A 12218-nucleotide genomic window follows, 5' to 3' on the forward strand; every position below is an offset into this window, starting at 1 on the left:
ATTAAAATTTTCTCCTTCGCAAAAGGCACAGCCTATAAAGTTACAAAAATGTACCTTTCATGTACCTTGATTGTGACATTGGTTTGGTATTCTTTCTTCAGAAACCAAGAAGGAGGAACGAATCATGACTGACAACACAATCCTGCAGGTCCGTGGCCTGAAAAAATATTATGGTAAAGGTGAAACTGAGGTGCGCGCCCTGGACGGTGTGGATCTTGATATTGAACGGGGAAAATTCACTGCCATCATTGGCACTTCCGGCTCCGGAAAATCCACGCTTCTTAATATGTTGGGAGGGTTGGATACTCCCAGTGCCGGCAGCATCAAGGTTGGCGATACCGAGCTTGCCAAACTGAACAGCGAGCAGGCTACCATTTTCCGCCGCAAACAGATCGGCTTTGTCTTTCAGAACTACAATCTTGTCCCGGTGCTCAGCGTCTGGGAAAACATCATTTTCCCTATCTCCCTGGATGGTCGCAAGCCCGACAAGACCTTCATCATGCAGGTGGTGAAACTGCTGGGGCTGGAAAAGAAACTGGACAGCTTGCCCAATAACCTCTCGGGCGGCCAGCAGCAAAGAGTGGCCATTGCCCGCGCTCTCGCCAGCAAGCCTTCCATTATCTTGGCCGACGAGCCGACCGGAAATCTGGACACTAAAACCAGTGATGATGTGATCGGTCTGCTGAAAATGACCAGCAAGGAGTTCCATCAGACCATTGTGATGATTACTCATAACCCGGAAATCGCGCAAATGGCTGACCGAGTTATTCGCATCGAGGACGGCCGCATCGTGGCACAGTAAAGGTGGTGGGCGGAATGACCAAGCAAAACAAGAAAAGAAAATTTGATCCTATCCGGGTGTTGAATCAGCGAACCTTCCGCAAAAATAAGGGCCGCAATCTGGTAGCAGTTTTGGCTATCCTGATGACCACCCTCATGTTCACCACATTGTTTACTCTGGCCCAGAGCATGAACAAGAATCTGGTGGAAATGACCTTCCGCCAGACTGGCTATGACGCACAAGCCAGCTTTAAGGACATCACCCCGGAGCAGGCCGAGAAACTGGCTGCCCATCCGGATGTAAAGGAGCTGGGTGAAAGTATCGTACTGGGCCTTGCTGAAAACGACAAGTTGGCCGGTCGTCAGGTGGAGATCCGCTGGGCCAACGACAGCTATGCTACCCACAGCTTTGCAGCACCTACCACAGGCCAAATGCCCCAGTCGGCCAATGAGGTTGCGCTGGACACCATCGCACTGGATCGACTCGGCATTCCTCATGAGCTGGGGCAGACCGTAACGCTGGAATGGCGCAAAGATCTGTCCGATCAGGATTCGGAACCCCTTCAGGCAGAATTTGTCCTCTGCGGATTTTGGGAGGGCAACGAATCCGTCTATGCCAGCATGGCATGGGTCAGCCGGGAGTACGCTGACCAGATGACCGGCGGTAATCCGGCTTCGGAAAATGGTGTGCTTGGTTTGTTCATGGCACAGGTCAATCTATACAGCGACAGCAACATCGAGGCATCCATGGAACAGATACTTGCTGATACCGGTCTGACTGGCCACGATTACAGTGTGAACCTGGCCTATTCTCCTGAGATGGGCGCAACTGCCCTGCAAGAGACCCTTCCTATGTATCTGGGCATGGTGCTGGTGTTCTTGGCCGGGTATCTGATCATCTATAACATCTTCCAGATCAGTGTCACCGCTGATGTGCAGTTCTATGGCAAGCTGAAAACCTTGGGCACTACCACTCGGCAGATCAAAAAGCTCATTTACGGTCAGGCAAACCGCCTGTGTCTCATTGGTATCCCGGTGGGCCTTGTGCTGGGTTGGGTTCTTGGATTGGTACTGGTTCCTGCCTTCACTGGCATTATAAAGGATGGAGGAAGCGTATCGGCAAATCCGCTAATCTTCGTTGGTTCAGCAGCTTTTGCGTGGCTCACCGTCGTGATTTCCTGTTTGCGTCCCGCGCGTCTGGCGGGTAAGGTGTCGCCCATCGAGGCATTGCGCATGAGTGATACATCAATCTCCAATAGAAAAAAAGCGAAGCGCAGTCACAATGGTGCGTCCCTTGCGGGTATGGCCTGGGCCAATCTGGGGCGGAATAAAAAGCGCACCATTACTGTGATTTGCTCTCTGACCCTGGGGCTGGTATTGCTCAGCTGCTTCTACGCCAAAAACGCTGCCTTCGACATGGAGAAATATCTGGCCGAACTGTCGATCGATGATTTTGAACTGGCTGATGTCACAAGCGAGGACTATATCAACGGCTATGATCCTCAAGGTACGACATTGGGGGCTGAGCTGGTGCAGGAACTGGAATCTATGGATGGTGTAGAAGCAACAGGCCATCAATATTCCCACCAGTTTGTTTGGCAGTTTGATGACCAGATGACAGAAAACCTGAAAGGGTTCTATACAGAAGAAATGCTGAACGACTGGGCCAGCTACGATCCAACTGGTGTGGACGCTTTCCATCAGGCGGTGGATACCCAACAGATGAACGCAGTTATCTTTGGCCTGGACGGCATCCCGCTGGATACTATCACGCAGACACAGCATATCATGCAGGGCAGTTTCGATCCGGATGCCTTTGCCAGCGGTGAATATGTTCTTGCGATTGGTCCGGCAATCGGGGCAGGGGAGGAGTATCCTGTTTTACCTGTGCCATCTGTGGGCAGTACGGTCACGTTGGAAGGCAAGGATTACACCGTGATGGCGGTTGTCGATCCGGTGATGTCCATCGATGACGGCGCGGCGGAATCGGGAGCTCCGGCTTCTATGGAGCAGCATTTCATTTTGCCCGCTGACGCCTTCCGTCAGTACTGGTCGGAAAACACATTGCGAAAGCTGTTTTTGAATGTGGATGATGACCACATCGAGGCGGTTCAGACCTGGCTGGATGACTATACCGCCACGGTAGACTCCAGTCTGCCGGTAACTTCCCGGCAGACCATGGCGGCGCAGTATGAGAGCGAGACACGCTCCGCTGCTGTTATGGGTAACGCCATCAGCACGATCATCGCTTTGGTGGGTGTATTGAACTTCGTCAATTCCATGGTTACTGCCATTGTATCTCGAAAGCGGGAATTTGCCATGATTCAGAGTGTGGGTATGACCAAAAAGCAACTCTGCAAAATGCTGGTGTATGAAGGGCTGGATTACGCAGCCATTACATTGGTAGTTTCTTGGTTGGTCAGCGCCTTTGCGGTTGGTGTGGTAATTCGGGCTATGGTAGCCGGCGGCTTTACTACTTTCCACTTTACGTTGCTTCCTCTGGCAATCTGCACCCCCATTCTACTTGTTTTCGCAGTACTGATTCCCTTTATCTGCTTCAAAAACCTGGAGAAGCAGAGTATTGTGGAGCGTCTGCGGATTGAATAACGGGAAAGGTATCATAGCAAAGCAGCAGTTGCCGAGAGCACTGCTGCTTTGCTGTTGCTATAAATTTTCTTTTGGCTAAATTATAGTCGAGTTCGGTGAAATAAGGGTGAAAAATATATGTTACGCTGATATTAAAGCAGAACATGGAAACATGGAATATAAAAGAACTCTCTTATAGAGTAAACAGCAAAGAAAAGGATGGTTCGCTATGATACAAAGAACAAAATGGACACATTTTAAGATGCAAGGGGCGGCCTTATTCATTACTGAATGAGGCCGCCCTTTTAATTTTTGTTCGACATGATTCTACAAAAAATGAATGACTGAACCCCTTACGACAGCAGGCCTGTAACTATTTACAGGTCGTGTGCTGGATGTGGGTTCAGATGGAATAAGGTGCAAGTGCATGACAAAGAAATGGATCATGCACATAAAGAATGCCATCCATCTGTTTACACATCGACACACTGCTTACTTAAAAGAATCGACTTTCCGCAATCTTCGCCCAGGCAGAACACGCGAAAATCGTTCTACAAAGGAAAAGCCTCCGCCTGCCGAAGAACAAGGAAGTGGAAGGCTTCTTTATGTGTATTATGCGGTCGTTTGCTGGCTTCCCAACCAGAGAAACGATCGCTTTTTATGTTTATCAGTCCATTGCCGCTCTCCTCCCGGAATCGAGAGTTTCTTGAAATTCTTGATTTTTACGGAGGACAAGTCATGAGACAGCGAGGAAATGGACAAATAGGGGATGAACTGCAAATCAGATTTACTGGATATTTGATCCAGGCGGTAAAGCGTACTCAGCGAGATTATCTGATGTCACTTTACAAAGATAGCACGCAAGAAGTTTTGACAGAAGAAATTTATGCCATAGGCAAAACTCTTGAACAAGAAGTGATGGAGCAAATGCCTTTCTGGGAGACTATTGAGGACAGCGCCCTATTGTATGCCTTAAAGCAACTGGATGAACGGGAACGATACATATTGTTGGGCCGCGTTCTTGATGAACATTCGTTTGATTTGCTTGGAGCAAAACAGGGGCTCTCCTACAAGGGAGCGGCTGCCGTGTATTACCGTGCTATCAAAAAGGTGCGTCGGATCATTAAGGAGGTGAACAGCCGTGACATTTGAAGAAATGCTTCGTCGTGCCAAAACTGGTGACCACGAAGCGACCACCAGTATTTTGACCATGTATCGACCAATGCTGATCAGATATGCTATCATCAATGGCAGACTGGACGAAGATCTCTATCAAGAACTGTGCATTACATTGATGCGAGCAATTAAGCTGTTCAAGATTTGAGCTTATGAGAAAGGTCCTGAGATCAAAACAGATCCCAGGGCCTTTCCCGTGAGCTTAAAGGAAAACACCAGACGCAGGGCCAACAGGCCGCCGAAATCGAAAATTTCTTATTGGATGCTCAGGATGGCTTAATGAATGTCAGCGTCCAGAACTTAGGTGGGAAGTAAAATGTGATAAATGTTGAATAATCCCACTGGGTTCAACAAATCTTGGTACAGACATGAAAAAGCCTTGGTGCTGTCATCCGCCGTATGATATAATAACATTTAATGTGCAATAACTTGTTTGTAGGAGGACATTGCAATGGAACTTGTAATATCGAGCATTGTAACTGCAATTATCAATTTAATAGTATTTTCACTGATACCGTTTCTTTGGTGGTTCTTTAGACATAGAAAGGAAACGGGCTTTTTTACATGGTTAGGTTTTTATATGCCGAAGTTGAAAAGTAAATGGTGGGTATTGGCGGCATTTGCTGTTTTGTATTATTTCTTTTATAATTTCGATTTCACACAGCTTGTAGACAAAGAAACATTGGATTATATACAGAGCAGTTCTTCTGTATCTGCAAATGCTTTTGCAGGCATAGGAGCATTGGCAATTCTGCCTGCTCTAATTGAGAATTTCATTGGAAATGGAGTGGCAGAAGAAATTTTATACAGGGGTTTCTTATGCAAAAGATTATGTGCAAAATTCGGCGATATTCAAGGTATTATTATACAAGCTGTACTATTTGGTTTAATGCACAACGCACTTTACATCATAGCAGGGCTTGATGTGGGATTGTGGTATCACACATTGACATTTGCATTTACTGGTATGGGTGCATTGTTGCTCGGTTGGTTAAACGAAAAAATATTTAATGGTTCAATAATCCCCAGCATTCTTTTGCATGGGACAGGAAATTTTATAGCATCAATGTTGATAGCATTTGCATAAGAAGAAGTTGCTGAGCGGCATATAGCAATATTAAATACCTCAACTGTAATAATAGCGAAGAAAGATTTTACGTTTTCATTCTTTTTGTGGCAACCGGATAGGAAAGCGCCGGGCGCAGGGCCAACAAGCCGCCGCGCCCGGCGTTTCTTATTTATTGTTTGGTTGATTTGTAACTAGGCTATAGCCACAGTTCCTTACTGTCCTGATGACCTCAGTTCCGATTTTACAGCGTAGCTTATAGACCATATTGCCAATCCCTGACCAGCTACCTGCTGCAAAATCTGAGGTCACAGACTCATAGATCTGCCGAGCGGAAAATACTTGCCCTGGGCGCCGAGCCAATAGGTGAAGAATATCAAACTCCATCGGTGTCAGTTCTATCTGACTGCCGGCCCGCCATACCTGGCGCCGCTCCACATCAATCTGCAGGTCACCGACCAGCAGGGTAGAGGTGGTATCTTCAAGCACCTCGATCTGCTCCGCACAAAAACTCTGAAGAAGCTCCTGGAGCAAAACTTCCTGGGGTGTTGTGAGATCTTCAAAGTGAATGATGATTTTCTTTTTCATAATGGTGTCCCCCTCCCTTGTGAGCCACCAAAAAACGGCGGCCTTGATTTCTCAAAGCCGCCATGTAATAGTTCGGGCGTGTCAAAAGGGCTGCTGTACGACGGCTTTTTTCTTTTGCCGTCGCCCGGCAGAATGTTACATATAAATAAAATTGTCAAAATCCTTTTTTTGCAATAACTATGTATGAGGAACTATTTGTGTGTTCATAACAAGTCACATCAAAATGAACTGTTTCCAGAAACGCCATAATTTCTTTTTGAGAATATATTTTTACATCACCATCATTGCTGTATGGCAAAAACAAATTCATTATCTGACGAATGGGAGATGGTTTCCAGTAGTCACTAATCAATAATCTTCCGTTGGTCTTTATAACCCTACAAAATTCTATAATTGCTTGCTGAGGATTGGGATAGTGATGGAAAGAATCACAGCACAAAATAGTATCAAAGGTACAATCTGCAAAAGGAAGTGTTTCAGCATCCCCCTGAACCAAAGTTACTTTTTCTGCTAATCTTGAATCAGCTATTTCAAGCATTTTTTTAGAAAGGTCAAGCCCAAAGAACTGATTAGCAGAGCCACCATACACTTTGAGTAATTGTTCGAGAAGCACACCTGTTCCACAACCAACGTCTAATACTTTCCCTAATGGAAAATCTTTAACTTTTTCTAATATTGCTTGGTACTGATTTCTGGCATGAAGGCCATTTTTATCATGGTCATAGGTTTCCGCCTGAAGGTCGAATGACTGCTTAGATTTTTGCTTATAATCTTGCATATTTAGCTCCTATCTCGCAATGAGGTCTTTATTTTGGTTGAAAATTATGGTATAGTATTACTGCAACTAAATAGTACTCTATATATAGAGTACTTCAAGCAAATAGCTTTGTCAAGAAGGGAGCTTCAAAATGCTATCGAAACCGGCAACAATGTTACTGGGGCTTATCCATGAAAGACCTCTTAATGCTTACGAAATTACCAAATGGCTGGGACACATGAATGTTCGTTGGTGGTTCAATATCGCTGATTCAACAGTCTATGCGACGATCAAAACCCTTGAAAAGAAGGGGCTAATATGCGGCAACACCGAAAAAATTGGGAATATGCCGGATCGAACAGTCTATACCTTAACGGAACTGGGGAAAAAAGAGCTACGCAAAACATTGAAAGATTCCATTTTGAAATTTGATTATGACACCAATGTTTTTTCGATTGCAGCATTTTTCCTCCATGTTTTTGAATGTGAAGAAAGAAAGGCATTGCTGGAAAAGAGATTGGAAATATTGCGTAAGTGTAAAGCAGGAATTGATAATCAGATTAGCCCAGAATGGATTAACGGAACCTCACGATGCCATGTTGCTAATGTTCAAAGGATGTCTGATATTGTATCCGCAGAAATCTGCGGGACGAAAAGGCTGTTAGAAACTTGTGAGGATACTTAACATGGATGGCAAATTTTTTCGTGTCCGTTTTGATTCCAATCTATTTATAGGTCTATTGAGCGGTATTGCCATGCTCTTACTGAGTTTTGGAGTGAATTGTTTCCTGGGAACTGTTTTTTCAGTTTTATTTTTGAGGAGCATACTTGATTCATGCAATTTCAAAGTTTTTGAAAAATTGTGTGGAAAGAAGGCCAATAATGCAGACAAGGATTCCACTTGGAATTAACACAAAATAGGGACTATCTGAAAACCAGTCAAACAGCGCACCATAGATGATTTGTCCTGCAGGCTGGGCACACATGGAAAGGGTGAATACATAGGACATAATCTTTCCCATCAAATGCTCCGGAGTTCGAGCCTGGATAACGGAAATTGCATAGGTGGAAAACAGGCTGCATCCAAATTGCCCAAGGCTGAACATGACAAGGAGAATAATGTAAACACCGAGAGAACCTATCGGTAAGAGGAAAGAAATTCCCGCTGGAATGAGGCTAAGGCCAAGTCCAATAAAGACAAAGGCCAGCCAGCGCAAACGGAATTTCTGCGCTGTAATTCCCACAAAGAGGCTGCCCAGCACGGCGGCTACACCCATAACACTCTCCGCTGCTCCGTAATGCTCTGCCGAGAGTCCAAGAACAGTCCGCACCAGGTAAGGAAAGCCGACCACCACCGTACCAGCTACAAACAAGCTGGCTAGGGATGCAAGCAGGAGCAATTTGAGGATACCCGGCTGCTCCCGGCGCAGGAAGTGAATGCTGACAGAGAAGTCCTCTCTGATGATCTCCCGGATACCCATAGTGACTTCGGCCTTCTGATAGTTCAGGCGAATGAAGCACTCCAGAATGGCGGTGAGGAAAAAACAGGCCACCGTGCCCCAGAGGACCGGAGTAAGTCCAAAAGCAGCGTAAACCAGACTGCCCAGAAACGGAGTGATAAGCCCGGCAATGGCCTGCACTTGATTGACCGCCGCATTGCCCTTCATCAGATTGTCTCCAGAAAGCATCTGAGGAATGCAGGCCTGTACCGTGGGAGATTCAAAAGCGGCCAGGACAGACAGAATCACTAACAATGCACCAATGACCCAAATATCATGTCCAAAGGGCAGCACCAATCCGGCTGCCAGCACAGTGAGTCCGGAGAGGGTGTCCAGTCCTACCATGATGTTACGTCGGTTGGCTCGATCCGCCAGAATACCGCCAAAGGGGGACAACAGGATGGTAGGAAGCATGGCTACTGCCAGCAATGTCGCAAAAATGGACGCCGAGCCGGTCTGCTCCAGTACATACATGGATAGGGCAAACTTTAGGGTGTAGTTGCCGATCAAGGAACTGACTTGCCCCAGAATCAGGAAAGTGAAATTGCGGGTGAACAGTTTGTCTTTCATTTTTTCTTCCTCCGAAAACAGATTGCAGTCAACACATCACCTGCCAGACCGACGGCGCTTAATCCAGCACACCACGCCGCAGCAGTTCGGTTTCCGCGATCCGCCAGGCGTCCGGCAACCAGAAGTAATCCAACCTCCGCAGCCAGGGAGATTCCTCTGGATGCGCAGCGAAATAGGCGGCTGTGATTCCACGCATGATTTACGGTTTTGTCCAGATGATCTGCTGTGGCTTCCACCCGGCGCTCAAAGTTTGCGGCGGCCCGTTCAACCTTTTGGTCAAATTCTCGTTCTGTCATGTCTCATACCTCCATGTTCTTTACTTGTCTTAGTAGATTTTGCATTGCTAAAATTGCAAAAATGCCTGTCACGCCAAAAACAATTACCATAATCGGCAAGAATGTTAGTGCTGCGCTGATTATCTGACACACAATGGTTACCAGAACGACCGATGCCACAATGGTCATTGAAACCGACTTTTTGTGGAAGCCAAACCACAGGGAAACCACACCCAGCAGTCCAGATAGAACGGAGCAACAGAGCAGGAAGCCCAGTGATTGAAGGATCACTTCTATCGTCAGTTGGTCAGAACAGAGCGGAAACAGTGATTCTGTTAGAAAGAACACAGCCTGGATCACCGCTCCGCACAGGAGCATCGCGCCAACAGTATAGGCAAACACCAACACCAGCTTTGCACACAGTACCTTTTCCCGGTTGACTGGATAACTCAACAGCAGAATTGCCCGTTTCCCGCTGTATTCCTCCACCACAAAGCGGGAGGCCATGACTGCCGAAAGAATTGCAAAGATTGCCATACATACCAACCAGGTGATCCCCATCAAGAAGAAGTACTGGGAGAACAATTCCATATCCGGATCGGTGGGGTCCATATGAGGGATGGCAGCCATTAGGTATTGGAAGCCAAGCATCGTCACTCCGCAAATTAGAGTTGCAATATGATATGGGCGTAGACGATTCCGTTTTAATTCCAATGCAATCAGATTACGCATGGTCAGCACCTCCCTGGATGAGCGAAATAAAATAGTCCTCCATATTGGAGGGATGTTGTTTGCGGATATCTGCCATCTCTGCTTCCTGCACCACAGTACCATCCACAATGACACCCACACGATCCGCAATCTGCTCGATCTCCGAAAGAAGGTGACTGGACATCAGAATGGTCATTCCTTCTTCCTGCACCAAGCGGCGGAACAAAATACGCATCGCCTTCATTCCCACAGGGTCCAGACCGTTGACCGGTTCATCCAGAATCAACACTTCGGGCCGATGGATGATGGCCCGCGCAATGGCCAAACGCTGCCGCATACCCAGGGAGAAGGTAGACACCGGCTGACTCCCTGTACCGGGCAGCCCCACACGGCAGAGCGTTGATTCCACATCGGTATCCTCGATTCCCATGTAAGCTAAATGGAGGAGTAGATTATCCGCGGCCGACAGATGCTCATAAAATATTGGCGTTTCAATCAGACTTCCGGTGCGTCGAAGGATTGCCTTGTTATCCCGCACACTGTCCAGTCCCAGCACACTGGCGGTTCCGGCAGATGGTTTTAACAACCCCAGCAACAGTTTGAGCATTGTGGTTTTCCCTGCTCCGTTGCGCCCCAGAAAACCGTAAATACTGCCTTGTTCCACAGAAAAGGTACAGTTCTGGATGACTTCTTTTCCTGAAAAGGCTTTTGTCAGGTTGTTTGCAGAGATTACAATTTGGTTCATGTTATGCTCCTTTCATACATTCGCAAGGTATGTATTTTTGTAAAAAAACTGCCGCAGTGAGTGACTGCGGTATTCACAATATAATACCTTCCGGATGAATGTATGTGTCCAAAATAAAATTGCCGTAAGGCAATTTTATTCTAGGTCAGGGATTTGCTCAAAGAATTCGTCCACCAGCCGCTGAATGGAATCGTCAAACAGAGGCACGCCCATCTTCTCCATCATCTCCCCGATGAAGGAGAATTTCCGCCGCATCTCCTCCTTGGTGGCTGGAAATACAGATGGCAGCAACCACAGGCTAGTGAGCAGCGGCAGCAGCTCAGCAATCTCCTTGGCATACTCCGTGTGGATGGAACCGTCCAGGTTTCCCTCCTCGATGAGTTCCAGAAAATACGGGGTGAGAATCCGGCGGTTGGCATCGATCATTCCGACCAATACTCTGGGATTGTGATTCATCGGAATGGACTGTGCTGTCATATTGGTACGGGCTGTGTCTGCCTGATTCAGCCGGACTACTTCACGCAGCTTTTGGAGCCCGTTCAGATCGGTGCGACCTTTCACTGCCTCGAAGGGGTTATTTTCAAAAAACATACGGTCACTCACCGCATCCATGATTTCCTCTTTGGACTTGAAGTGGTGGTATACCGCACCTTTCGTAAGGCCTCCCAGTTCATTCACGATGTCCTGAATCGTGGTGTTCTCGTAGCCCTTTTCCAAAAAGAGGCGCTGAGCAACATCCAAAATCCGCTCCTCGGTGACTTCCGGGTATTTGTTTCGTGCCATAATTGGGTATCACCTACTTGTTTGAAACATTCTCTTGGTATGTATACAGTTTACCTGTTTTAATTTTTGGTGTCAAGAGTTATTTTGCAGGATGCAATTAGGATGGCTTTAAATTTATGACAAAAAGAAAGAGCGTAGAATTAACAAGGGATTGTGAAATGCAACTTTGCACTCGTCGTGTCCTGTGTTATACTTTATCGCCTTGTGGGTAGGAAATACCCGCTATTTCGCACTGTTTTAATAAAATCAGGTCCAACTTTTCGACGCAATTTGTAGACCATATTGCCAATCCCTGACCAGCTACCAGCTGCAAAATCTGTGCTCACAGACTCATAGATCTGCCGAGCGGAGAATACCTGCCCTGGGCGCCGGGCCAATAGGTGAAGAATGTCAAACTCCATCGGTGTCAGTTCTATCTGACTGCCGGCCCGCCACACCTGGCGCCGCTCCACATCAATTTGCAGGTCACCGACCAGCAGGGTAGAGGTGGTATCTTCAAACACCTCAATCTGCTCCACGCAAAAACTCTGAAGAAGCTCCTGGAGCAAAACTTCCTGGGGTGTTGTGAGATCTTCAAAGTGAATGATGATTTTCTTTTTCATGGTAGCATCTCCTTTGGTAGCCACCATAAAAAGGCGGCTTTGATTTCTCAAAGCCGCCATATAATAGTTTGGGCGTGTCA

Annotated in this window: 14 protein-coding genes; 6 read left to right on the plus strand and 8 right to left on the minus strand. The window is 46.8% G+C overall.

Features of this window, described 5'->3' with window-relative positions; genetic code table 11:
• Positions 1–124 precede the first annotated feature (124 nt).
• The 5 genes from J9789_RS16175 to J9789_RS16195 all read left to right on the plus strand — a co-directional run bounded on the left by J9789_RS16175 (position 125) and on the right by J9789_RS16195 (position 5629).
• Positions 125–802, plus strand: a complete 678-nt coding sequence (locus J9789_RS16175) for an ABC transporter ATP-binding protein (RefSeq protein WP_209346687.1) — start codon at positions 125–127, stop codon at positions 800–802.
• Between the two features lie 14 nt (positions 803–816).
• Positions 817–3387, plus strand: coding sequence for an ABC transporter permease (locus tag J9789_RS16180; protein WP_209346688.1), 2571 nt, complete (start codon positions 817–819; stop codon positions 3385–3387).
• A 717-nt stretch (positions 3388–4104) separates the two neighbouring features.
• Positions 4105–4518: a sigma-70 family RNA polymerase sigma factor gene (locus J9789_RS16185; RefSeq protein WP_209346689.1), complete on the plus strand. Its 414-nt coding sequence runs from the start codon at positions 4105–4107 to the stop codon at positions 4516–4518.
• Positions 4508–4690, plus strand: coding sequence for a helix-turn-helix domain-containing protein (locus J9789_RS16190; protein WP_209346690.1), 183 nt, complete (start codon positions 4508–4510; stop codon positions 4688–4690). The genes J9789_RS16185 and J9789_RS16190 overlap by 11 nt, the downstream gene beginning before the upstream one ends.
• 303 nt (positions 4691–4993) lie before the next feature.
• Positions 4994–5629 (plus strand): CPBP family intramembrane glutamic endopeptidase, encoded by a 636-nt coding sequence (locus J9789_RS16195; protein ID WP_209346691.1) that lies wholly within the window; start codon positions 4994–4996, stop codon positions 5627–5629.
• A 147-nt stretch (positions 5630–5776) separates the two neighbouring features.
• Here the strand turns inward: J9789_RS16195 and J9789_RS16200 are convergent, their stop codons facing one another.
• Together J9789_RS16200 and J9789_RS16205 are read right to left on the minus strand one after the other, a co-directional pair.
• Positions 5777–6196, minus strand: a complete 420-nt coding sequence (locus J9789_RS16200) for a winged helix-turn-helix domain-containing protein (protein ID WP_209346692.1) — start codon at positions 6194–6196, stop codon at positions 5777–5779.
• Between the two features lie 154 nt (positions 6197–6350).
• Entirely contained in the window at positions 6351–6974 is a 624-nt protein-coding gene (locus tag J9789_RS16205) for a class I SAM-dependent methyltransferase (RefSeq protein ID WP_209346693.1), read from the minus strand.
• A 130-nt stretch (positions 6975–7104) separates the two neighbouring features.
• Between J9789_RS16205 and J9789_RS16210 the strand changes: the two genes are divergently transcribed.
• A complete protein-coding gene (locus tag J9789_RS16210; RefSeq protein WP_209346694.1) occupies positions 7105–7638 on the plus strand; it encodes a PadR family transcriptional regulator in 534 nt (177 codons plus the stop codon).
• A gap of 148 nt (positions 7639–7786) precedes the next feature.
• Here J9789_RS16210 and J9789_RS16215 read toward each other — a convergent pair whose 3' ends face one another.
• The 6 genes from J9789_RS16215 to J9789_RS16240 form a co-directional block, all read right to left on the minus strand.
• Positions 7787–9022, minus strand: coding sequence for an MFS transporter (locus J9789_RS16215; protein ID WP_209346695.1), 1236 nt, complete (start codon positions 9020–9022; stop codon positions 7787–7789).
• Positions 9019–9318 carry a hypothetical protein gene (locus tag J9789_RS16220; protein WP_209346696.1) on the minus strand — a complete coding sequence of 100 codons (300 nt, stop codon included), beginning with the start codon at positions 9316–9318 and terminating at the stop codon, positions 9019–9021. The genes J9789_RS16215 and J9789_RS16220 overlap by 4 nt, the downstream gene beginning before the upstream one ends.
• Positions 9319–9321: 3 nt before the next feature.
• Entirely contained in the window at positions 9322–10029 is a 708-nt protein-coding gene (locus J9789_RS16225; RefSeq protein WP_209346697.1) for an ABC transporter permease, read from the minus strand.
• Positions 10022–10753: an ATP-binding cassette domain-containing protein gene (locus tag J9789_RS16230; RefSeq protein WP_209346698.1), complete on the minus strand. Its 732-nt coding sequence runs from the start codon at positions 10751–10753 to the stop codon at positions 10022–10024. The genes J9789_RS16225 and J9789_RS16230 overlap by 8 nt, the downstream gene beginning before the upstream one ends.
• 135 nt (positions 10754–10888) lie before the next feature.
• A complete protein-coding gene (locus J9789_RS16235) occupies positions 10889–11536 on the minus strand; it encodes a TetR/AcrR family transcriptional regulator (protein ID WP_209346699.1) in 648 nt (215 codons plus the stop codon).
• Between the two features lie 194 nt (positions 11537–11730).
• Positions 11731–12138, minus strand: a complete 408-nt coding sequence (locus J9789_RS16240) for a winged helix-turn-helix domain-containing protein (RefSeq protein WP_209346700.1) — start codon at positions 12136–12138, stop codon at positions 11731–11733.
• Between the last annotated feature and the right edge of the window lie 80 nt (positions 12139–12218).

It is taken from the genome of Flavonifractor sp. AGMB03687, assembly GCF_017811815.1.
Lineage (GTDB): Bacteria > Bacillota > Clostridia > Oscillospirales > Oscillospiraceae > Flavonifractor.